The following is a 24,943-nucleotide window of genomic DNA, read 5'->3' on the forward strand; positions in this document are numbered from 1 at the left end:
ATACCATAAATCAATTTTAACATCAAGGGCCCAAGTTCAAAAAAAACGACCGATTTTTGTAAAGATTTATGTAAAATCAGGGTGGGCGATCGGCACAAGCCAGAAAAAGCCTTAATTATTAATAGCACAACCAAGAAGTTAACTAAAGAGCGAACAAATATTTTCTTCCCTCTTCCTTCTTCCTTCTTCCTTCTTCACATCGATCTTCTTCCTTCTCCCCATGCTATATCTAAAAAATCTAGTCTATCATCCTACAGCCTGTCCGAATCCTATTCTCAAAAACATCAATTTAGAACTGCCATCCCAGCAAATGGGGCTGATAGTCGGCCGCAGCGGTTCAGGCAAAAGTACCTTCTTAGAAATATTAGCAGGCTTAGCAGAAAAAACTAGCGGTGACATCCGCTGGCGCGAACAAGAATTAACTCCCGAACACTTGCAACAGTTAGGAGGTTTAGTGTTTCAATTTCCCGAAAGACATTTTTGCGGAGGCACAATTTTAGAAGAATTGCGCTTGGGACACCCAGAATTGGGACAAGAACAAATTAACAAAGCCATGGGTGAAGTGGGACTCGGACATTTGCCACTGAGCACTTCTCCCCATGCTTTGAGTGGAGGACAACAGCGACGGGTGGCGCTGGCGGTACAGCTAATTCGTCAGCCGCATTTGCTGCTTTTAGACGAACCGACGGCGGGTTTGGATTGGTCGATGCGCCGACAGTTGGTAAGCTTGCTGAGTAAGTTAAAAAATCACTGGACATTGTTGATTGTTACTCATGATGCTAGCGATTTATTGAGTGTTGCAGATAAATTTTGGACTTTAGAAAGCGGGGATTTGCAGGAAGTCGATCGGGCTAAATTAGAAGCTAAAGAAACCAGCTTTGTTAGTCATTAGTCATTAGTCATTAGTCATTAGTTAGTAGTCATTAGTTAGTAGTCATTAGTTAGTAGTCATTAGTCATTAGTTAGTAGTCATTAGTCATTAGTTAGTAGTCATTAGTTAGTAGTCATTAGTTAGTAGTCATTAGTTAGTAGTCATTAGTTAGTAGTTAGTAGTTAGTAGTTAGTAGTTAGTAGTTATTAGTCATTAGTCATTAGTTAGTAGTCATTAGTTAGTAGTCATTAGTCATTAGTTAGTAGTCATTAGTCATTAGTCATTAGTTAGTAGTCATCAGTCATCAGTCATTAGTCATTAGTCATCGGTCATTAGTTGAGAGTAGGTCAAGAAAAAGTAGGGATAAAAGATGAATCAGATTAAAATGCCTGTGCTACCGGAAATGAATCAGTTGTGGCAGGAATCCCTGAATTGGGTACCGAATGACTCACAACAGCAACATTTTCAGCGACTTTACCAATTAATTCTTGAGGGTAATCGCTCTTTAAATTTAACTCGAATTACTGAGCCGATCGAATTTTGGGAAAAACATTTGTGGGATTCCTTGCGGGGCATTGCGAGGCTGCTACCAGTCAATGATAATTTAGGGGAAATTCGCGAATTCCCCCCACAGTCGCTGCTCAAAGCCATTGACATCGGGACTGGTGGAGGTTTTCCAGGGTTGCCTGTGGCGATCGCACTTCCCAATTTATCAGTTACTTTGCTTGATTCTACCCGCAAAAAAATTGATTTTCTGGAAACAGTTTTACCATCATTAGCGGTAAAAAATGCTGCGACTTTGCTGGGGAGATCCGATGAAATTTGGCGGCAACCACCTCACAAAGCAGCTTACAATCTGGCGTTTTTGCGAGCAGTGGGAGCAGCCTCTGTTTGTGGTAAATATGCTGTACCTTTCCTGAAAAATGGCGGTTTAGCTGTGCTTTATCGAGGTAATTGGACGGTGGAAGAAGAGACAGAGTTGCAAAGTGCGATCGAACCTTTAGGCGGCACAGTTGAGTCAGTCGAAGCATTCACAACTCCCGTGAGTCATAGTGTACGACACTGCGTTTATTTGCGGAAACTTGTATAAGTTTGTAGTGAGGAATTCAGTCCTATAGCAATCCTAAATCATTTGTGAATTTCTTACTCCCTCCCCTTAATAAGGGGAGGGTTGGGGTGGGGTAAAAAGATTTACGACTCCTGTAAGCATTGCTATAGCAATCCTAAATCATTTGTGAATTTCTTACTCCCTCCCCTTAATAAGGGGAGGGTTGGGGTGGGGTAAAAAATTTTACGACTCCTGGAAGGATTGCTATATCTTGTTTGTGTTAGTGAAGCAGGACTTTAGTCATTACTAAAAACAATATTAACCGATCGCCTTTTCGTAACGTTTGCTAATCTCTGTCCAATTCACAACATTCCACCAAGCTTTGAGATAATCAGCGCGCAAGTTTTGGTATTTGAGATAATAAGCGTGTTCCCAAACATCATTACCCATAATTGGATAATTTCCATCCATTAAAGGAGAGTCTTGATTCGGAGTAGTTGCAATCTCAAGTTTGCCAGCTTTAGTGCGGACTAACCACACCCAACCGCTACCAAAACGTTTAGTTCCCGCGTCGTTAAATTTTGCTTTAAAATCGTCAGCGGTACCGAAACTTTGCTTAATTGCTGTTGCTAAACTACCTGTGGGCTCGCCGCCGCCTTTGGGACTCATGATTTCCCAAAACATACTGTGATTTAGGTGTCCGCCACCATTGTTACGAACTGCTGTGCGAATATCTTCGGGTACTTTAGTCAAATCCCTGAGCATATTTTCCACGCTCATGTTTTTGAGTTGGGGATACTTGCTAACAGCATCGTTGAGGTTTTTAACGTAAGCTGCGTGATGTTTATCATGATGAAATTGCATTGTCCGCCCATCGATGTGCGGTTCTAAGGCGTTGTATTCGTAGGGCAGAGGTGGCAGTGTAAAAGGCCCCGGAGTTTGAGCTATCTTGGTTGCTTCGGCAATTGGACTTGCTTGCGCTACATTATTTCCTGACGCTTGGCAACCACCTGCGGTAATAGCTCCGACGCTGGCACTTAGTAAATACAAGAAATTTCGGCGTTTCAGAGTCATATACAGTACCTAAGTGAATTATTAACTGTTTAAACCATATTACACTATCCGCCAATTCCCGACTTCTTCAATAAGTAGGAAATCTCCAAAAATAGCCTTATTTTTTGATATTATTTTTTGGATAAGCGCTGAACAGATTCACCTCCAAAAAGTCGATCTGCTGCTTTGAGAATACCCGGAATTTTAGCAGCGTGGGGACTGTGAGCGAGACAGCGACGCAAGTCTAATTCATCGAGGCGATCGGCTTTTTGACCAGGGAACCAGTGGCTGGCGTTACCCAGCAGATTGTAGCGCATTTTGCAATACTCTATAGTATTATAAGCCTGGGCTAAATTCCACAGCCACAAAATCACATAAATGTTAATATTTCCCGGAGTATTTTCTATGGTTGGTAAACCGACGTGCCAAGTTTTAAACCAATCTTCTCCTAATTGATTAATTGCTGCGGTTTCCAATCTTGCTAATATTGGTGGCAAAAGTCGATCGGCTTTATCTAACAATTGTACAGCTTTGAGATGTTCGTTAAAATCTTCAGGTTTGGCTGCACCCAAACTCAAAGTATGTACTTGCGGATGGGACAAACAAAATAAGTCGTTAAACACCATCGGACTCAGAGGATAGCACAAGTCGATCAATTTTTGGGGCGGGTTGTAAAGTTGACCGCCTTTATCGGAAGGACTAATGATAAAAACGCCCATGTCGTGAAGTTTAGCAGCTTCAATGGCGGGCCAGTTAATTTGATTAATGTAGTACCAATGCAGGTTAACATAATCGAATTGATTGGTTTCAATTGTTTTGACAATCACATCCGTCGGGCCGTGAGTTGAAAAACCGATAAACCGCACTTTGCCCTCTGCTTGCAATTTTTTAGCCACATCCATGCAGCCACCCGGACTTATAGAATCCTTTAGTAATTCCCAGGTATTAATGCCATGTATGGATAGTAAATCGACGTATTCTAGTTGTAAATAAGCTAAGGAAGTCTCAAATTCTTCGCGGAATTTATGCGCGTTAGCTTGGACAGTAACTTTAGTTTGAACTATTAATTTTTCACGGGGCAACTTCGGTAATATTAATCCTAATTGCATTTCAGAAGTGCCGTAACCGCGAGCAGTTTCTATGTGATTGATGCCACATTCTACAGAGTAGCGAATTGTTTTTTCGAGATTTTCTTGATTGTCAAAGGGAATTTCATTTAGTGGTACGTCTTGCCATTTGTAATGATATCTCATGCCACCGCAGGAAAAGACTGGCATGGATAATTCTGTGCGTCCGAATCTGCGATATTGCATCATAAGTAGAAGGTAGAAGGAATAAGGAATAAGGAATAAGGAAGAAAGAATAAGTAAGCAGTCGTCAGATTCAAATCATTTTTTATTTTAATAAATCAGAATTTGACTATTTTAAATTAATGGAAATTACCTATTATGCTATTTTAAAGAACAGGCGTTTTGCCTGTTCTACCAAAAGTCGATGATTGATTACCAGTGGGTAAGTTATGATTGCTTGAAAATCTCGCGGACTACAGGTTTGCCATCTTTAATTTCGCCAACCAAAACTAAATCTGTGCAGTTAACAAACAAGCCATTTTCCAACACGCCGGGAATGTTATTTAAGGTTTTTTCAAGTTCGACAGGGTTGTCTAGGTTGTCGAATTGGACATCAATTACCATGTTACCTTGGTCGGTAATTACTGGCCCTGCTTTTCTGATTCCCATGCGAAGTTCTGGTTTTCCTCCCAGTTTTTCAATGGCGCGGGTGACAGGGGCGATCGCCATTGGTATCACTTCGATGGGGACTCGAAAAGTCGAACCCAATTTATCTACCATTTTAGAACTGTCAACTACTACAATAAACTGAGCGGCGAGGCAATCGACAACTTTTTCACGAGTGTGGGCTGCGCCACCACCTTTAATTAAGTTTAGCTGCGGATCGACTTCATCCGCACCGTCAATCGCCACATCTATTCTGTCAATTTCATCCAGGGTTGTCAGCGGGACTCCGTATTGTTTGGCTAACACTTCTGATTGAAAAGATGTTGGCACTCCTTTGATATCTTGGAGTTGACCTGATTTTATGCGATCGCCCAAGGCCTGAATAGTATAAGCTGTAGTTGACCCCGTGCCCAGTCCCACAATCATTCCTGACTGTACGCGATCGGCGGCAGCAAACCCTACTTGCTGTTTCATCAATTTTACGGGGTCTTGTTCTGTGGTCATGTTCAATAATCCTGAATAGTTTTAAAATTATAGCACTGATGGATTTAATGAACCGCAGAGAGCGCAGAGAACACAGAGAGGAACAGGAAGAGATGAAACTACCAAATTCTCAGCGATAAGTTTTATATCATTTGGGAACTTATCTATTTCTTCTCTATTTCTGCTCTGCGCCCTCTGTGGTCTCTGTGGTTTAATAAAAAAAAATCTAGTTCACAAATCGATGGATAATTGCCCTATCCATCCTGTACTTGGTGGGTGCAATCCCGATCGCGGGTAAAATGGCTGAATAGTATTAGTATCAAAACTGTAACAGTGGTAGAACAAATGATTGCGGAATCTTTGGTGAATTTAGAGGCAGCTCAAACTTATTTCCAAAAGGCAAATCGGCTCAAAGACACAGGTAGGCTTGATGAGGCGATCGCACATTATCATAAATCTCTAGAGTTCAATGGGGAAGATGCAGAAGTTTACAAAACCTTGGCGGAAGTTTATGCTTTGCAAGGGGAATTTGAAAAGGCGATCGACTCCTGCCATCTCGCCGTTAAATTTAACCCTAGTTTTGCTCCCGCTTACTTGACAATGGGCAATGCTTTACATAGTCAAAACAAGCTGGAGATGGCAATTGAAGCTTATTTACAAGCCTTGAAAATTCAGCCTGAATTTGCAGAAGCCAGTGCTAATTTGGGCAGTATGTATTACAAATTAGGACAATTATCTGAAGCTGAAAAATCTTACCAAACAGCTATTGCTATTAATCCAGATTTGTGTTCAGTACGTTTGATGCTTGGTAGCGTTCTCCACTATCAAGGCAAGTTAGATGCAGCCATTGCTTGTTATCAAAAAGTCCTGGAAATGCAACCGGAAGATGCCAGCACAGCAGAGAAACTATCCGATTTACTTAAACAAAAAGAGCAGGAAAATACCCCTAGCAATTTTCTGGAATTAGAACCAGAATCCCACCCAGAACAAGGGGTAACTGTCAACAAGGACGAAGGCTATGGTTTACAGCCTTCTAGTATTAATTTACCGCCCTCGGAAACTAATGATAATTTAAATAGTTCTTTCACAAATCCAGCGGAAGTTTCGGAACAAGTTTCTCAATTGAATGTTCCAAATAACGACGAAGTTGCTAGTTTTAAAGAAGTTGAACATTACAAAAATCTGGCAGAAGATTGTTTGGTAAAAGGCAAAGTTACCGAAGCGATCGCAGCTTGTCATTTGGCCATCAAAACTCGACCAGATTACATTCACGCTTACGTCACTTTAGGGAATGCTCTGCAAGCTATAGGCAAACTTGAAGCAGCAATTCGCTCCTATTCTCACGCCTTAGAATTGCGACCAAATTTTGCTGAAGTCCGCGCTAATATCGGCAGTATGTATTTCAAAATGGATCGCTTGGAAGAGGCGATCGCCCATTATGAAGCAGCCATTGTCCTCAGTCCAAATTTAGCGGGCGCTCACTGGAATTTAGGTAAAGTATATCACAAATATGGCAACATCGAAGCCGCGATCGCCTGTTTTCAGAGAACATCCGAACTTAATCCCCAGCTAGTCGGTGCAGACTTCCACTTTAACTTAGCTAACCGACTTTTCACTCAAGGCAAGCGCGATGAAGCTATTGAAAGCTATTTAAAGGCGATCGCCATTAAACCAGATTGGGCAGAAGCCTATGCTAACATCGGCAGTGCGCGATCGCAACAAGGCAATCTCGATGCAGCCATTACTTATTATCAAAAAGCTGTAGAATTAAAGCCGGAATTAGAAGTTTTGCACTCCAACCTTGCCAATTCATTTTTGCAGCAAGGAAAGTACGAATTAGCAGTTACCAGTTATCAAAATGCCCTCAAAATAAAGCCAGACTGGGCAGATGTTCACGCCAATTTAGGCAACGCTTTATCTATGTTAGGCAAACTGGAAGAAGCCCAAGCCAGCTATCAAGAAGCCCTGGTATTCAAACCAAATTGGGCAGAAGTTTACTGTCGGATGGGACACATTCAAAAGCAGGATAAGCCCTTGGAGGCGATCGCCAATTTTGAAAAGGCGATCGAATTCAACCCCAAATTCAGCGAAGCCCACCAACAATTGTGCGACTTACTAAGCCATTCCACCAACCTAGCAGGAGCTCGCAGAGTCGCTGACAACTACTGCGAACACTGTGGCGAACAAGTACCAGTTATGTCAGCCACAGCCTACGTTTTTTCCTATCTGCAATCAGGAGTTAGCCAACAAGCCCTTCAGAAATTAGAAGAAATCGAAGCACTCTCCTACGAAAAAATCGAAACCTTTACCAATATCGAACTAAAACTCCTCTACGAAATCTTCTTATTTGCAGTCTCTCACCTGCGAGATAATCGCGAGAAAAATGCCAGCTTTTACCGATTAGTTGCCAATGAATACTACAAAAAAGTCCTTCCTCCACGGCAATCAATCGACAGAATCAAACCAGTCAATTACCACACCAACCAAAAACCTTTAAGAATCGGCTTCCTCTCAAAACACTTCCGTCGTCACTCCGTCGGCTGGTGCAGCGAAGCTTTAATTCGGGAATTAAGCCGCATCACTCCCCACGTTCACCTCTACGTCACCGGCAAACTTAACAAAGATGAAGTAACCCAGCGATTTGAAGACATGGCAGGCAAATTTTACTGGCCCAAAAAGTATCCAAATGGTTTTGCAGATGGTGGTGAAATTCTCGCCGAAGTGCGGCAAGACGATTTGGATGTATTAATCGATTTAGACTCGATGACAGTACCAACAAATGTAGAAGTGTTACACCAGTATCCCGCTAGCCTATGTGTTTCTTGGCTAGGATTTGATGCGCCTTATATCTCAGACAATCACTATTTTCTGTGCGACGAACACACTCACCCTGCGGGTGTTGAAAAACATTACTTAGAACAGTTAGTGAGATTGCCTAGTTGTTCCGTAGCAATTGGGGCATTAGAAAGCATTTCAGTGAATCGAGAAGCGATTAGAACTTCCCTCGGTATCGGGGTAGATCAAATGACTTATCTCTGCGTTGCGCCAGGGAGAAAAACTAATCCTGAAATGGTGCGCGCTCAAGTTAAAATACTCAAAGAAGTTCCTGATAGTTTGCTAATCCGTAAAGGTCAAGGCGATCCTGAAGTAATTCACAGCACTTACCGCGAAGAATGCGATATTCAAGGAGTAGATTTTACTCGGATTAAGTTTGTCGGGCAAACCAAAACGGAAGAAGAACACCGCGCCATTTATTATGTGGCTGACGTGCTTTTAGATTCCTATCCTTATAATGGTGGTACTCATAATTTGGAGGCTTTGTGGGCGAATTTGCCAGTGGTAACTAGATCCGGCGACCAATATCTTTCGCGGATGGGTTATGCTTTTCTCAAAAGTGCAAATCTGGATGTGGGCGCGGCTTGGAGTTGGGAAGAATACACGCAGTGGGGAGTTAAGTTTGGGCGAGATGCTAGTTTCCGAAATGCGGTGAAAGAACACTTGATTAAATCTAAACAGCCCGAACATCTTGCACCTTTGTGGAATCCTCAGAAGTTAGCAAGGGAAATGTATGAAGTGTTTCAACAACTGTTAACTAAATAACTCATACTTGGTAGCAATCGCTTTAGTTAGCTTGGCAAGCTGTTAGCTATTCCACGACTAAAGTTATTGCTACAAACCATTTATGAACTACTGATTAATCCCTACTCGATCGCGCCCGCTAGACTTAGCTTGATAAAGCGCTTTATCCGCCGCTTCTATCAGCATTTTAGGTGAGTTTTGACCTTCGGAAATGCTAGCAACTCCCAAGCTCAGAGTCACGCAATCGCTGACAACCGACTTGATGTGGGGAATAGCTAAAGCTTTAACACGGCTGCGGATTGCTTCAGCAACTGTCCGCGCCCTAACCAGGTCTGTATTTGGCAAAATTACCCCAAATTCTTCGCCACCGTATCTAGCAGGCAAATAAAGCTGTTCTGGAGATATTTCTGCACAAGTATCTCCGATCGCCCGTGCCACTTGTTGCAAACAAGCATCCCCCGCTTGATGCCCGTAATTGTCGTTGTAAAGTTTAAAACAGTCAATGTCGCACATAATCAAAGATAGTGGCTGGGAACTACTACATTGCTCCCATTCTCTGTTCAAAACTTCGTCAAAGCGGCGACGATTTCCTAGTTGAGTTAGACTGTCCAAATTCACCAAGCCATCTAATCTTTGATTGGCTGCTGCTAACTGCTGGTAAAGTAAAGATTGTTCGATCGCGATCGCCAATTGAGTAGCCAACTGACTCAGTAAATCCACATCAAACTGTTGCCACTTACGAGGTCCCGAACAGTGGTGGGCGATTAGCAAACCCCACAATTTCGGTATATGACAAGAAGCATTACCCTCCCTTGGTTCTATTCCCTGCTGTAGGATAGGAACCACCAAATTCGCCTGCACCTGACACTCCTTCAAAAAATTAACGTGACACTCATCCAAACCCGCAGCTTGAATATCCTCAACAGCTCGAATTCTGCCTTTCAAATACTGTCCGATATAAGAATGCGCAAAACAACAATCATCAAAAACCCTCCCCAAAAGTGGTATCCATTCTTCCCCAACCGACTCCACCACCACATCTCCATTCCAATCAGGTCGAAAGCGGAAAACGATCGCTCGATCTGTTGCTAAAAACTCCCGCACTTCCGCTACCGTAGTATTGAGGATATCTTGGAGGTCTAGGGAAGAACGGATGCGCGATTGAATCTGCGCAATTAGGCGTTCCCGTTCTACCTGCTGTCGCAGGGCAACTTGAGCTTGCTTGCTTTCTGTAATATCTCGACCTTCCGGCAATAACAATACAACTTGACCAGTTTCATCGGTTACTGGTTTCAGGGAAAAATCTATAATTGCCGTCCGATTTGTACCTTTAAACTCAACTTCATAGCGGACTAATTCACCTTGTGCCGAGCGAGAAATTGCTTGTTTTAACTGTTCTTGAATTTCCTGAACCCCTCCCCACCAAGGTCCTTGCCAAAATGGAAGATTAGCCACATCCCGCAGATTAATTCCTGCAAAATCTAGAGAAGTTTGGTTAGCCTCTAACAAAGTACCATCCGGTTTCAAGAGACTGACAAATTGGAACGAAGAATCAAAAATTGCCCGAAAACGTCTTTGACTATCTCCCAACATTGCCGTCACCTTAGAGCGAGAGGTAATATCACGGAAGCGCCATACCCTGCCAATAATATTGTGTCCTACTCTAATAGGCTGAGTATAGCGTTCAAAAGTGCGACCATCCTTAAATTCTAGAATATCGCAGATTTCAGCTTCAGCATGGTTATAAATTTCTTTAATTCGGCAGATAAAAGCTTTGGGGTCTTTAACTTGTTGAGTGAGAAAAGCCAAGCGCATCCTGCGATCCATTGAGTTTTTAATTTCTTCGCTAATGCCCCACATTTTGACTAGGTTTTCATTAAAACTAATCATTTCTCCTGCTGTAGTGACAGCCAAAATACCATCTGCTGTCGCTTCCAAAGTCGCGTGCAAAATAGAACGCGACCTCTCTAATTCTGCTTCTAGTAATTTACTTTCTGTCAGGTCTCGCACGGCTTTAACCTGAAGTAATCGACCTTCATATAATACGAACTTGCTGCGAACATCAGCCGGAAAAGTTGTCCCGTCTCGCTTGATAAAAACAGTTTCGCAGATTGTATTGCTGGCTGCTGAAATCATTTGTGGTGCTTGTTTATAAGATTGTGGCGACAGCAGTTCCAACAAACTCATCCCCGCCATTTCCTGCGGTTTGTAACCGAATAACTCAGCAAAATTTTTGCTGACATTCAAAATTGTGTCACGGTCTGCGATGGCAACAGCTTCAAAATAAGCTTCACATTCTAGCAGGTAATCAGTGGCGGTTTTGCGGTTAATTTTTTCCGGCAAACTCTCATTTTTTATTAGTTGTTGAAGCTGCATATTGGCTGAGTACAAAGCAGTCATAGCCTGCCTGTACATTCCCGTGCGTTTTTCTACTCTTTCTTTCAGTCGATCGCGCGATTCTCGCAGTCTTATTTCTACTTGCTTTAACTCTGTAATATCTACTGAAAAAACTATGACACCTGCTACTTTACCTGCACTGTCGTGGTAAGGTATTTTGTCAGTGCGCACCCAGCATTTTTGACCGGAGACAGTGGGCAATTGGTGAATTTTGCCTAATCGGGGAACGCCGGAATTAATTACTTGTAAATCTTCTAAATAATATTGCTCTGCTTCGTCGGGATAGATTTCATAAAATGATTTACCTTCTAATTGCTCTGGAGGCAAACCTCTAGATGCTGCTGCCACTTTGTTAATTCGCAGCAAATGGCTTTCGGTATCTTTGTACCAAATCATGGCTGGTATGGAATCCAGAATAATTTGCTGTTCTTGCTGCTGCTGTCGAATTTCTGCCTCTATTTGTTCTTTTTTAAATATTTTTTCGGTCAGTTTTTGATTGGCTTTAGTGAGTTCTACTGTGCGTTTTTCTACTCGTGCTTCTAGTTTTTCGTAAAAATCATTCAGCAAGTTTTGCTGCTGTTCCCGTCGCGTCAATTCAATTTTTGATCTTTCACTGATTGACAAACTTGTTGAGACAAAATCTGCTAATATTTTGGTGATATACTGTTCGTCTTCCGTCCACTCACTGTCACAAGCACCACGCTCAATATTGACAATTCCTACCATTTTACCAGCCAACATAATTGGTACGTTTAATAGGGAAGTAATACCTCGATCGGAAAAATAAAGACCCGCTAATTCTCGCGTTCTGGGATCGTTGGTTGCAGCCACGGCTGCGATCGTACTTTCGGACTTCAACGCTCGAAAATAAGCCGGACAGTCTGCTGCTGTGACAATTATTTGTACGAAATGGAGTCTGGTATTTTGTTCGTAAAGATCCATACAGTGAAGTTGGGTGCGGTCTTCGCTGTACAGCCAAATGCTAGCTCGATCGCATTTTACAACATTCACAGCCGTTTCCGTGATTTCTCGGATAAATTCTTCTACATTTTTCTTTTCAGCAGCTTGACTTTTGGCTAATTTGGCGATCGCCTGAGTTTGATTTCGCCAAATTTCCTGAGCTTTTGCCTCTGGTGTTAGATATGTTGGTAATGTAATTTCTTCGCAAACCAGCAGTACGCTTGGCAGTTGAAAATTTTCAAAGGAATTATTACTATTTTTGACTATTTCCCAGGCTGGTTCTGGCAAAGTTAATGCAGTTGCTTTTACCCAGATTTTTCTACCATTTTTGCAAGTCAAACTGCATTCCCAAGTCTTCCTTTTTTGGCTATAACCACTATCTTCTGGTTGTACAAATTCGGCAAATTCTGCGTGCAATTTACCTGGATTTTGGCTTTCAAATATGTTAAAAATTGAATGAGAAACTAATTCCTGGGCTCTGTAACCCAGGACAGATGCACCGAACTGATTGAGCGAAAATACTCTTCCCAAAGCGTCGAGAACGAAGTAAATGCCTGGGAAATTATCGTAAAGATTACGATACCAATTGCCTTCAATTTCTCGAATGCACGAAATTTTAGATGTTCCGAGTTCGTTCCCCATGCAGATGACATGAGAATTGTTTGTTTCTGGGTTAATTGAATGATTATTGTTAGCAAACACTTTTAAATTAACTCAATTGTAATTAAATTTACTTACTCTGGTTCAACTTTTTTATGAAACAAAGTCAAACCTATTTTTACAATAAAGCTGCTTAGCTGTAACAAATTTACAACTCTGTCCCTGGGGACGTTTGCGATTCCCAATCCCAGCCCTGTGTTAGTTTACGCTCATCAAAGGTTTTAAATATATATGATAACACTGAAATATCTATTGTTGGGATTAACCGACCTGGGTTTTGGGTTAGGGTATGTACCGGGTTTACGGATGAACCGGGCTGCGATCGCTATTGTTGGGTCAGGTTTTATGGTGGCTTTAGGCATAGTTAATCTCAAAACCGCCTGGGACGCGATCGACCCAAGTACCATCGTTTTTTTACTCGGAATGATGATTATTAATTCTACCTTGGGAGCATCCGGCTTTTTTTAACTAGCATTAGAGTTTTTGACTCGCTTTACTCGTTCTCCTTTCAATATTTTACTCGCTGTTACTTTTGGTAGCGGTATATTATCAACATTTTTTCTAAACAACACCACAATAGCCACAAAATCAGGTAATAATTTGACTTTTCAGGAACATTTTAGCTTTGGACTCCTACTAACCTTGGTTACTTTGGCGATTGCTTATTTTTGGCTCTACTAAACTTATTTGTTGTCACCATAGGCGATCGAAAAACTGGAAATTTTCCAAGGGGATATTTGGAAACCTTTCCCATCCTCTGATTTCTCTGGTAAAGTTGTCGGTTGTTCTAACAAGTTCACTGACTGACTAATCGCCAAACTCAAATCGCTCTCTAATTCTAACCGAGCCTCTTTACCCTGGGATTCATAACACCGTAAAATCCACAAGTTAGCATGGTCTTCCGACTGTTTGAAAGCCATCAAAACTAAGTTGTCGGCTGACAAATCCAGGAATTTACCTACAGTCGGCAAAGTGCGGTGGTGATTTTCCTCTAACTTGGGAAATACCTTGACTAATAGTGGCAAATTCAATTCATATCCCTGTCGTACAGTACCAGCATCTTGCCAATTTCCGCGGTGAGGATAAACTCCACAAGTAAATTCATGAATGCCGATATCAGCTTGTGCATCGGGCCAAGTCGAACTCCTGAGTAATGTGAGGCGAATTTGATTTGGTTGAAGGTCGCAACCATATTTACAATCATTCAGTATGCTTACTCCAAAATCATCATTACTGATATCTGTCCACCGTAAGATCGGCACTTCCCACTTGGCTTTTTCCGCCGCAGTCTGCGGTTTAGTTGTGCGCTCGATCGCACCTCCGGGAATTTCGCACGTTGCCAAATCTGCTTCTACATTTAACCCAAAGGCTGCTTTTACTAAAACCTGCTTTTCTTGCCAATCTACCACTGTTTTAATTTTCAGCACTGGCGAACCAATTTCTACTATATAATCTTGGTAAAATTCCGATTTACCAATTTGTCTGACTACACGCAAACTCTGCCGTATTTCTCCCTGGGATATCCAGGTAACATCTTTCAGTATCGGCGCTGCTAATGGATGTTTTGCATAATTTGGATCGATGTTCCAAGCGTCCCAATATTGACCGCTATCTTGAAATGATTGCAGTTGATTCCCTCCAGCTCCATTCAAGACTTCCCTATCATTTAGTTTATCCCAAATACTCGATAAATTTCCAGTTTCGCTGTCTACTTTTACTCGAATAAATTCATTTTCTAGCAGCATTATTGGAGGGACAAAAGGAGTTTCTTGACAAACACCCTCGTTTCGTGCAATATTAGTTGTAACCTCACCTAACCATGTCTGATTGTAGTTTTCTGGTAAGGGCGACGAATTTTCAAGGGTTTCAGCAGCTTCGGGACAGAGCCAAAACACCCGGTAGCCGACTGAGGGGAGATTATTTGCCAAAAATAACAGTGTAGATTGTGGTTGTGGTCGATCGCACTGTTGAATTTGCGTAGTCAGCCGTTGTCCTGACAAGTCATAAATCGCCCAAGTGGTAGCAGCGGAATCGGGAAGGGATAAAGAGACAACTTCCGAACGCGACCAATTGAGGGAGTTAAAGATTAAAATCGGTTGAGCATCAGGTTGGGGTGGAGAAGGCAGAGAAATTTGACTGGCGATCGCATCCAAAGATGTTAGCACAATTGAACGACAAGTGCGATCGACCTCAGCCCATCCTAGATTAGCATCAGTATAAACTTGGGCGATCGAAGAACCAGGCAAAATATCATGAAACTGGTTAAATAAAACTTTTTTCCAGGCTATTTCTAATTCAGACTTCGGATAAATCGCACCCGCGCCAATCGTGGCGAGGGAAGACAGCAACTCAGCTTGGTAAAGCAACTCCTCACAGCGGCGATTGTAACGCTTTTGCTCCGCGTGAGTTGTGTAACAACCTCGGTGGAATTCCAGGTAAAGTTCATCTTTCCACAGGGGAAGAAGAGGAAGCCTCGAAACATCAGTTTGAGACAGGGAAATTTCACCCAAATTAGCAGATTTAGCCGCAGCCGAATTGTCTCCCATCGAAACAGCGACTGGAGACAGGGAAGTTTCACCCAAATTAGCAGATTCAACCACAGCCGAATTGTCTCGCATCGAAACAGCGACTGGAGACAGGGAAGTTTCACCCAAATTAGCAGATTCAGCCGCAGCCGAATTGCCAATTTCACCCTGTTTCAAAATTGGCGGCTTTTCCCCCATCGAAACAGCGACTGGAAACTCGGAAATTTCACTCAAATTAGCAGATTCAGCCGCAGCCGAATTGTCTCCCATCGAAACATCGACTGGAAACTCGGAAGTTTTACCCAAATTAGCAGATTCAGCCACAGCCGAATTGTCTCGCATCGAAACATCAGCTTGAGACTCGGAAGTTTTACCCAAATTAGCAGATTCAACCACAGCCGAATTGCCACTTTCACCCTGTTTCAAAATTGCCGCATTGTCTCCCATCGAAACAGCGACTGGAAACTGGGAAATTTCACCCAAATTAGCAGATTCAACCACAGCCGAATTGCCACTTTCACCCTGTTTCAAAATTGCCGCATTGTCTCCCATCGAAACAGCGACTGGAAACTGGGAAATTTCACCCAAATTAGCAGATTCAGCCGCAGCCGAATTGCCAATTTCACCCTGTTTCAAAATTGGTGGCTTTTCCCCCATCGAAACATCGACTGGAGACAGGGAAGTTTCACCCAAATTAGCAGATTCAGCCGCAGCCGAATTGTCTCCCATCGAAACAGCGACTGGAAACTCGGAAATTTCACTCAAATTAGCAGATTCAACCGCAGCCGAATTGCCAATTTCACCCTGTTTCAAAATTGGCGGCTTTTCCCCCATCGAAACAGCGACTGGAAACTCGGAAATTTCACTCAAATTAGCAGATTCAACCACAGCCGAATTGTCTCGCATCGAAACATCAGCTTGAGACTGGGAAACTTCCGGCGAAAACTGACTCTCAATCAACGCCAAATAATCCACAGCCTTCGCAAACTCCAACCTCGGAAAAAAAGGCGACAATTCCCAGCGTTTAGCAACCTCCAACATATCACGAGTCGGGCCGCCACCGTGGTCGCCAACTCCCGGTAGCCAAACAGCAGATTGCAAACCCGTTTTAATTTGCCAATCAAAAAGATGATTCGCCATTTTCACAGATTCGATGTTTTCACCGATCGGACCCGACATCATGCTAAATATTTTAGTACCATCCAAACCTTCCCACCAAAATGCACCATAGGGAAACTCAGTGGTATCATTCCAACGCAACTTTTGCGTCACAAAATAATCAACTCCACCATCGCGCAAAATCTGAGGTAATTGCCATCCAAAACCAAAAGTATCCGGTAGCCAAACTACCCGCATTAACTCCCCGAACTTTTCCAGGGAGTAACGCTGTCCATAAACAACTTGTCTCACCATGGATTCAGCCGAAATCAAGTTTAAATCTGGTTCCACCCACATCCCACCAACAACTTCCCAAAGTCCAGCAACTACCTGTTTTGTAATCTCTGCAAATAAATCAGGCCGATGCTCTTCTATCCAAGCATAAAGTGCAGGAGTTGAATGACAGAAAATTAAACCAGGAAACTCCGATTGTAATTTCAACGCTGACTCAAAAGTCCGTTGTGCAGCTTCCCAAGTTTCCGCAACAGGCCATAACCAAGCCAAGTCCAAATGAGCATGACCAACTAAATAAATTTTACCTTTATATATAGAACAATTTTCCCTACATTCTCCTATATATATAGATGTACTCCCACCACTTTCTCCCCTCCCAAAAAACCTCTCTCTGCCACCTCCCTCTGCGCCCTCTGTGCCCTCTGCGGTTTCAACCTTTAAACCATCCTGAAAACCTGCCAAAAATCCCAGTAAATTTTGCCGTAAACTAGAAAGCGAACGATCGAACTTTTGTCGATCGCCCACCACAGACCAATCAATCAAACCAACCGCCAATTCAACTTGAGATTTTAGCATTTCCCCCTTGACAACCAACCCCCCATCGACTATATTTTTAGTGGGGGAGTATTGGAAATTTAAATTTAAGAAATTACCAGACAGGGAATTTTGCAAAATCTCCAATTCATCAGCCACAAAACCAGGGTCAAAACAAGCAGAATCAGCAGCTTCATACACACAAACTGACTTCACCAAAGCACCCGAATCGTGACCGGGACTCACCAAACGCAAAATTACTAAAAATTCATCTCCCGGAAGGACAGAGGGACTTAACAAAAGTCGCACCGTACAATCAAATAAATCTCCGACTCCAACTAACTCCCCATTCACAAAAATCTGAACATTGTCGGCCCACCAAGTCAAGCTCAACAGCAAACGCAACCCCGTCACAGGATAGGCTGACAAACTTGCAGGAACAACAAATTTTTGTCCCAAATAAAAAACTTGTTTACCAGAGGGCCAAGCAAGATGTCCTTTATGGTTAAGTTCGGCAACAGGCCAGTTACAAATATTTACCCCATGGACAACAGCCAAGTCTGAGTCGTAGTACCTCCAGCCAGACTGTGCATCCCATAGGGTGAGGCGACGCAACCTTTGGACAACTTCAGAAATATTATTGCTAGCAGATGACACAGAAGCACTCATATTTCGCTAAGATTGAGAATTAGACAGAAACAAGGTTTAATCAACCTCAAATTAAATTATGTCTTCAAGTAACTACGGCCCGTACCAAAGCCGACTATTAAAATTTATATCCAAACAGTCCCGCCAAATTGCCGAAAATTGCGATCGCACTTGGCGACAAGTTAAATCGGCAACGCTTAACACTACCCAAATTCTACTTTATCCAGCATACTTGCTGGTGCAAAGTTCGCGAATGTTAGCCAGACAACTGCGGGAATCAAGTCAAAAAATAGATTTACCAGAATTGCAGGAATTTGCTGAAAGAGAAAATCTCAAATTTTCTCAGAATTCATCCCCAAATTGGTGGGATGAGGAGATAGGCGCAGAAAGTGCGATCGTAGATATCGTGCACATGGCTGAAAATATACTCCTCCCATCGCAAACAAGGACAAAATCCGAAAATTTATCCTTTGTAATTACAGCCGAAAATTTGCCAGCCCCAGTGACACCACAGGCTTTAGGGACACAAACACACTTTACCCGAAACCTGGCCAAAACTCCCAGGAATTTAGTTTTAGAACATCAAGACACAGAAACTCCACTAACCGAAATTTCCATCAACAATGGCGCAGCCGTTAACACCACACCGAAAGTTCGGGGAATTGCGACTTTTTTACCAGCCCGCAGTTTAGTATTAGTGGGAGCAGAAAATCAGATTTTAGATATTTTAACCCAGGAACAGCAAGAACTATTGGAAGGTCGCATAACTTGGGAAGTCGCCAACTCCGGGCCAGGGCGACGAGAAATTGCTAAAAAAGAATTAAAATTTAATCTCGGCTTAGAAGAGGCTGCGGCAAAATCCCTACTTCCGCCAGTGCGCGGTTTTTGGCAATTGATGGCTTGGGTACAAACAAGTCCCTTGGCGCTGAAAAGAAATCAGTTTGGAGAATCAATCCTGGCGATGAAAAAAGCCATTAATGCCAGTGCCGATCGCCATTTAATCATAGCCCAAACCGATCGAGCGCCAATCACCGGAGTCAAAATCGATCGACCGGCAATTACCTCCGCCAGTGCGATCGACTACCATACATCAGAATTAACCACAGATTTTTATAGTAAGTTCGATCGAGCCACCAATCCTCTATCCTTCGTCACATTACTCGATCGCGCCGCCGTCAACCTCGAAGAATTCACTATTCCCCAAGTATCAAAAATTACTGGTGACTTAACAGACCGCCAGCCAGCCCAGATAGAACCAACAACCGAAAAATTGAGCCCAAGCACCCGCTCCATAGTTGAAAACTACGCCAAAAGCATCGAACAGATGATTTGGTCATCAGTAGACTACCTCCTAGGCAAAGAAACAGCAGCCAGCGATAATACCGAAAAATCTCTAGCAATCAAGTATTCTTTGCAACAAAAAAGTGTGGAAAACACTGAAAAAACCGAGACCAAGGGCGATCGACCTTGGCTAAATTGGCAAGACCTATTTGGAGAGCCAGCACCGCCAGCCCCAGAGAAAATAACACAAATAAGCACAAAAGTCAAGCCCGAAAATACGGAAATCGAAAAATTGCCCCCTGGTCGATCGACACCAAAATCTCCATCACCATACCCAGAGGCAATTCAAAACCTGCTCGCCCAGCTCAAAAGTAGCATTAACATAAAAGTGACCAAAAGTCAACCCCAAAAAACATCAAATTTAGAAAATACTCAAAAAAATAGCAGACAGAGCAACCTAGAAGCATCAACTCAGATCCAGACACAGAAAACTCAACCAGAAACAGCAACCACCCCTGAGTTCGGCGCAACCGCCAGCAAATACATCAGCATCACCAAAGAAACAGAAAAGAAAAACCCAGAGGAACAAGCACAGGAGTGCTTAGAAACCACAGCAGAATCAATGGGATACATCAAGCATCCCCTAGAACAAGTGCTAGAATGGCTCGATCGCATCATGGTGCGACTAGAAACAATAGTCGAACAACTGTGGGAATGGGCAAAAATCCACTTCCCAAAAATCATCAACAGCAAAGATTAAATTCGCTAATCTTTGACATATGATAAAAAAGTTGCACCAGCAACAAATCACTCAGCTCGATCGCATTCTTGGAGACTCCCACAGTGCTAACCCTCAAAATCGCAGTTAATATAGTTGTCCTATTCTTTGTTTCCCTGTTCATATTTGGATTTTTGTCCAATGACCCAGCTCGGAACCCCAACCGCAGAGACATGGAATAATCGCCATGTCGGGTTGCACCGGAAAGACTGTTGACAGTGCAAAGTGAGTCCAAAAACCAAAAATTGTACTTAGGTGTTGGTAGCCACTTGACTCAACCACAGAAATCCGATGCTAGCGGATTGGATACAAGCGAGCAATCCATCCAGCAGATGAGGGGCGGGCCACAGCAGCCCCTGCCATGAACCCACAAACCATCAAAAATTAGTTAAAAAAACTTAACCTCGCTGGTCAGTGAGGTTATCTTGTGGTGAAAGCAAGTTCTAACAGCAGCCAGCATCCCAAGCAGCGCAGCCACTGCAAATTTCAGACATCAAATTTCTGTTTAAACATTTATAGCAACCTAAATAGGTAACTACGACGTTTTCAATTGCTCAAACCATTGATTTTATTCCTTATTCCATCTTCCATCTTCCATCTTCCATCTTCCTTTATAGCAACCTAAATAGGTAACTAGGACGTTTTCAATTGCTCAAACCATTGATTTTATTCCTTATTCCATCTTCCATCTTCCTTCTTCCTTCTTCCTTCTGCTATAACTATGCCCTATCCGGTACCGCCACCAGAACCCCCTGCCATCATCAATATCACAAAGCCCAAAAAAGTCGCCATCGCTGTGGCGGCAAGTGATAGAGACACCCGCAGCAACTCCGCAGAACCACCGGAACCAAGCCCAGCTCTAGTTCTGTCAGAAGTAAAACCAGCCACCGAACCAGCACCCTCCGCCAGACTCTTGAACCCAACCGCAGCAGCAGGTCAGCCTTCAGAAATCGACGACCCCCTAGCAGCAGTGGCAAACGGCACAGCAGAGTTGAGATTTCAAAATCCCACTCCCGTTGTAGAAACCGCAACCAGGGAAACTCCCAAAGACTCTTCCTTTACTACTTATCATTTTGCACCGCCACAAAATCGCCTTTCCGGTAGGAATCCAACACCAACCCCAGAGGCATTATTGACCCAGAAAAAACCGGGGGAACCAGAACCACCACCGGCAGAGGTTTCACACCCCGATGAAAGCAGTTATCAAGCAAAGGGGCTGCAACTAGAAGATAAGTCACCTCCTGAACCCCAGGATATTCCAGTTCCCGAACCACCCCCGGAACCAACACCAAGCGGACAACCACAGTTAGAAATTCCGACTCCGGGTACTGCCCCAACGCCCGGAACGCCAGCAGCCCCAAAACCGAAGCCCAAACCAGGCCCAGCCCCAGGAGTCCGCACCCCACCTTCCCAGCGGACGGTACCTTTTCCTGTGAATCCGGCAGATACGATTGAGGTGAAAGCAGATAGTCAGGAGTTTGATGACAAGCAGCAAATTGTTACCGCTATTGGTAATGTGGTGGTGCGGTTCCGACAAACGGTGATTGATGCCGATCGCGCGATCGTCAATTTAGTCACCCGCCAAGTGATAGCATCCGGTAATGTCGCCTATACCCGCGGCCAACAAGTAGTCCGCGGGGAACGGATGGACTTTAATCTCGGTCTCAATTCCGGTGCCGTCGAACAGGCAAAAGGTGAACTGTTCTTACCCGCGGCAGGTAGCGAGTTAACCCCCACACTCCCCACAGATATCAGTGCAGGGACAATTCTCAATCAGCCCCTGAGCGATCGAATTACCAGTCAGCAGCCAGTGCGCGGAGTTCGCTCCCCCGGCGCCGCTACCTTTACCCTCGGCGGTGGCGGACAGGGCGGACAGGTGTCCACACCCCAAATCACTGGGGCCGTTAACCGCGTGCGCTTTGAAGCAGAACGCCTGGAACTACGACCCGATGGCGTCAGGGTGGCTACTAATATTCGGATTACTAATGACCCCTTTTCTCCGCCGGAACTGGAATACCGCGCCAAGACGGCGACGATTAGAAGGATTTCCCCCACGGCGGAGGAATTGGTCACAACTAAACCTCGTTTGGTGTTCGACAACCGGGTGAAAATACCTGTGTATCCTCGCCGACAGGTGTTTGACAGTCAGCAGCGCAATGGCCCATGTTTGACCTTTGGCTTCGATGGTGGCGATCGCGGTGGTTTGTACGCTGAGTGCGCTTTGGATGTACTGCAAGCAGGACCAGTCAGGCTGACTTTGACTCCCCAGGTTTATCTTCAGCGGGCGATCGAAAAAAACGGCGGTAGCCCCTTTTCCCCGGATAGTTACGGCCTGAAAGCGAAGTTAACGGCGGCCCTTGGCCCCCGTACTAGGCTCGACGGTTCGGCAATATTTCTCAATTTTGATAATTTCCCGAATCTAGCTGAAAATGATTTTCGGGGTAATTTGCGTTTGCGGCAGTCGATCGGCACTCACACTCTGGTCGGGGAATATAGCTATCGCGATCGTCTCTTTAACGGTTCTCTAGGCTTTCAAACCGTCAACAGCAGCCTGGGAGTTGTTCTCACTTCCCCCATCATCCCCCTGGGCAGCTCTGGCATTAATCTTAGTTACCAAGCCGGTTATCAATTTATCAATGCAGACACCGACAGATTTGACTTGCTCGAACCTGTGAGGGAAAATAACCGCATCGATTTGAGCCGCTTACAACTGAGCGCCGCCTTAACCCGCGACTTTACCCTATGGCAGGGTCAATCCCTCCCCCGCACTCCTACCCAGGGTTTGAAGTATACGCGGACTCCCGTGGTTCCTTACGTGAAACTGGCTTTGGGTATCCGTGGTGTTGGGAGTTTTTACAGCAGTGACGATCGACAAAATTCTCTCGCCGGCAGTGTCGGCATTCAAGGACAATTCGGTCATTTCTCCCGCCCTTTCCTGGACTACACTGGGTTTAACGTGACTTACACTCAGGTAGGACGGGATGGTCTATCCCCATTTTTGTTCGATCGCCTGGTAGACGTCAGAATCCTTTCCTTTGGACTTGTCCAACAAGTTTATGGCGGGTTTCGAGTCGGAATTCAAAGTGCCATTAATTTAGATACCAAGGAAACCATTAGTACAAATTACACTTTGGAATACAGTCGCCGCAGTTATGCAATCATTTTACGTTTTAATCCAGAACGTCAAGTCGGTAGCCTGACTTTTAGGATTAGCGACTTCAATTGGAATGGCACTCCAGAATCTTTTGGTGGGGATGTGCGAAGTGTAGAAGGAGGCGTGCGTTTATCCGATTAATTAAATTAGTTATTGGTGATTAATTAGGGGGTGTTTCCAGTCAAAAAAATGACCCACCCTAAACCATCACCAATCACAACTAACCAATAACAACTAACCAATAACAACTAACAAATAACAACTAACAAATAACAACTAACCAATGACAGAAGTGACGGCAATATCTGCACAAGCAGCGGCTCTGCTGGTTCACTATGGTTTTGACCTAGGTGGCAAGAAAGCAGAAAAATTGGCGGGCGAATGGCTGACTAATTATCCCAGCCATTGGCTCCGTTTAGCAGTGATTGAAGCGCTTTATCAAGGTCGTTACAAAGCCGTTTCTGTGGCACAAATATTGAGTATGTGGCAGCGTTTAAACCAACCTATTTATCATTTTAATGGCGAGTTTGAACGCTTAGTTTGCAGTAATTTTCCTCAAGATTTAATGCTAGAAACTGATTTTAAGTGGTCAGAAGAACAGATATTTTTACCTAGTCCAGAAGCCGATTTAGGTGGGTTAGAACTAGATTTGCTTCCGACTCCAGATGTTGAGTTAGATCCCGCTGACAATGCAGAACTCCCCAAAGTAGACACTGAGGAAATATCCGAATTGTCCGCAGTCAATCTCACCAGGGAAAATGCCGAAGTTGTAATTTATGAAGATTTGGCAGTAACTGCTGTGGCCGATCGAGCCGAAGCTGATATTTCAGTCGCCTCGCCATTGGTTGAAAAATCAGTCCCCATCGTCAAACATACTGATTTTCACTCCAAGTTAAAAGCTATTGCCAAAGAAGGCCGCCGAAAAAAGGGAGAAAGAAGAAAAAAAGTCTGATACGGGCCGGAGGGCACTGGGCGAAGCAAACGGGAGAAATTGGTTAGGGGTTATTCGTTATTGATTATTAGTTATCACAAACAACAAACAACAAATCACAAATCACAAATCACAAATCACAAAAAATTTATTTTTTGGGGGCTGCTCCCATCCGAATTTCTGAACAAAAAGAAGCTTGTTCAGTACCGTTAGCTTCCTTGACAACACTGGTACGCAGTCGGAGGTTGGGGATGAGATACCAGAGGCGTTCTTCGGCATGGATAGTTTCAGATTCCGTAATCAATGTCAGCACGTCATCACTGCCCATCACGTAGCGAGTGTTGCCCTTGTCTTGGAGCACTTTGCCTTCCCTGGGGTTGTCGGCATCGGGTAAGACGGCTAATATTGTAGAACCGATTTGTTTTTGCTCAGTGCGATCGGGAGTACCCTCCCAACTCACCCTAACGCTAGTTAACCCAGTAGCATTCGGATCGATCGAGTGCTGTTGGCACAGCTTCACGACTGCGGGTTCGGTAGCAGTCAGTATTTCTATTTTGACCTCAGATTTGCCAGCCTGCAATTCCCCGGAATTGAGATAGTGTACGGTGCGCTGGGAAAACCATTTGCCTGCACTTAGCTCGAAAAACTCGATAACATCCATGAATTTTGTCTCTGAACTCAATACTTCTCTATTTTGTATATTTTAAAGGAATGGGGAACACCTGCAAAGCTGTCAAAGAATTTTCAGTTTGAAATTAATCAAATTAAGTAACCGTAGAGGGCGCTTTGGCTACAGCAAAATACCAGAGACAGCAACCGAGGGACAATCATCCTGTCAGCAGGATGTATTAACAAGAATCAAAAAACTCAAATAATGATATAATTTTTAATTACCAAGATTCAGTGCCCTACC

General features: G+C 43.7%; 14 protein-coding genes and 1 pseudogene. 8 read left to right on the top strand and 7 right to left on the bottom strand.

Annotated features, from left to right (window positions below; genetic code table 11):
* The first annotated feature begins 220 nt into the window (after positions 1–220).
* Together AAFP14_RS05945 and rsmG are read left to right on the top strand one after the other, a co-directional pair.
* On the top strand, positions 221–892 hold the full coding sequence (locus tag AAFP14_RS05945) for an ABC transporter ATP-binding protein (RefSeq protein ID WP_341731378.1): 672 nt from the start codon (positions 221–223) through the stop codon (positions 890–892).
* A 349-nt stretch (positions 893–1,241) separates the two neighbouring features.
* Positions 1,242–1,961, top strand: a complete 720-nt coding sequence (gene rsmG, locus AAFP14_RS05950; protein WP_341731379.1) for a 16S rRNA (guanine(527)-N(7))-methyltransferase RsmG — start codon at positions 1,242–1,244, stop codon at positions 1,959–1,961.
* A gap of 276 nt (positions 1,962–2,237) precedes the next feature.
* Here rsmG and AAFP14_RS05955 read toward each other — a convergent pair whose 3' ends face one another.
* From AAFP14_RS05955 to rpiA, 3 genes are all read right to left on the bottom strand, one after another.
* The gene (locus AAFP14_RS05955; RefSeq protein ID WP_341731380.1) at positions 2,238–2,993 is read right to left on the bottom strand and encodes a superoxide dismutase; all 756 of its coding nucleotides are present in this window, start codon (positions 2,991–2,993) and stop codon (positions 2,238–2,240) included.
* A gap of 110 nt (positions 2,994–3,103) precedes the next feature.
* Positions 3,104–4,288, bottom strand: a complete 1,185-nt coding sequence (locus tag AAFP14_RS05960; RefSeq protein ID WP_472851026.1) for an aldo/keto reductase — start codon at positions 4,286–4,288, stop codon at positions 3,104–3,106.
* A gap of 201 nt (positions 4,289–4,489) precedes the next feature.
* On the bottom strand, positions 4,490–5,212 hold the full coding sequence (gene rpiA / locus AAFP14_RS05965; RefSeq protein WP_341731381.1) for a ribose-5-phosphate isomerase RpiA: 723 nt from the start codon (positions 5,210–5,212) through the stop codon (positions 4,490–4,492).
* Positions 5,213–5,536: 324 nt separating this feature from the next.
* On the opposite strand from rpiA, the gene AAFP14_RS05970 reads away from it, so the two are divergent.
* A complete protein-coding gene (locus AAFP14_RS05970; protein WP_472851027.1) occupies positions 5,537–8,791 on the top strand; it encodes a tetratricopeptide repeat protein in 3,255 nt (1,084 codons plus the stop codon).
* Between the two features lie 87 nt (positions 8,792–8,878).
* On the opposite strand, the gene AAFP14_RS05975 is transcribed toward AAFP14_RS05970, so the two are convergent.
* On the bottom strand, positions 8,879–12,829 hold the full coding sequence (locus AAFP14_RS05975; protein WP_341731383.1) for a PAS domain S-box protein: 3,951 nt from the start codon (positions 12,827–12,829) through the stop codon (positions 8,879–8,881).
* Between the two features lie 189 nt (positions 12,830–13,018).
* Here AAFP14_RS05975 and AAFP14_RS05980 point away from each other — a divergent pair, with 189 nt between their 5' ends.
* Positions 13,019–13,255 carry a hypothetical protein gene (locus AAFP14_RS05980; RefSeq protein ID WP_341731384.1) on the top strand — a complete coding sequence of 79 codons (237 nt, stop codon included), beginning with the start codon at positions 13,019–13,021 and terminating at the stop codon, positions 13,253–13,255.
* Between the two features lie 215 nt (positions 13,256–13,470).
* Here AAFP14_RS05980 and AAFP14_RS05985 read toward each other — a convergent pair whose 3' ends face one another.
* Complete coding sequence (locus AAFP14_RS05985) at positions 13,471–16,218, bottom strand: alpha-mannosidase (RefSeq protein WP_341731550.1); 2,748 nt, start codon at positions 16,216–16,218, stop codon at positions 13,471–13,473.
* Positions 16,219–16,257: 39 nt separating this feature from the next.
* A pseudogene (locus AAFP14_RS05990) lies at positions 16,258–17,907 on the bottom strand (glycoside hydrolase family 38 N-terminal domain-containing protein); the annotation flags it as partial.
* A gap of 58 nt (positions 17,908–17,965) precedes the next feature.
* On the opposite strand from AAFP14_RS05990, the gene AAFP14_RS05995 reads away from it, so the two are divergent.
* From AAFP14_RS05995 to AAFP14_RS06010, 4 genes are all read left to right on the top strand, one after another.
* On the top strand, positions 17,966–19,927 hold the full coding sequence (locus AAFP14_RS05995; RefSeq protein ID WP_341731385.1) for a hypothetical protein: 1,962 nt from the start codon (positions 17,966–17,968) through the stop codon (positions 19,925–19,927).
* 83 nt (positions 19,928–20,010) lie between these two features.
* Positions 20,011–20,127, top strand: coding sequence for a photosystem II reaction center protein I (locus AAFP14_RS06000; RefSeq protein WP_341731386.1), 117 nt, complete (start codon positions 20,011–20,013; stop codon positions 20,125–20,127).
* A 539-nt stretch (positions 20,128–20,666) separates the two neighbouring features.
* Entirely contained in the window at positions 20,667–23,240 is a 2,574-nt protein-coding gene (locus AAFP14_RS06005; RefSeq protein ID WP_341731387.1) for a DUF3769 domain-containing protein, read from the top strand.
* A 142-nt stretch (positions 23,241–23,382) separates the two neighbouring features.
* Entirely contained in the window at positions 23,383–24,051 is a 669-nt protein-coding gene (locus tag AAFP14_RS06010; RefSeq protein WP_341731388.1) for a hypothetical protein, read from the top strand.
* A gap of 127 nt (positions 24,052–24,178) precedes the next feature.
* On the opposite strand, the gene AAFP14_RS06015 is transcribed toward AAFP14_RS06010, so the two are convergent.
* Positions 24,179–24,691 carry a phycobiliprotein lyase gene (locus tag AAFP14_RS06015; protein WP_341731389.1) on the bottom strand — a complete coding sequence of 171 codons (513 nt, stop codon included), beginning with the start codon at positions 24,689–24,691 and terminating at the stop codon, positions 24,179–24,181.
* Positions 24,692–24,943: the final 252 nt, after the last annotated feature.

This window comes from Microcoleus sp. EPA2 (assembly GCA_020882975.1).
Lineage (GTDB): Bacteria > Cyanobacteriota > Cyanobacteriia > Cyanobacteriales > Microcoleaceae > Microcoleus.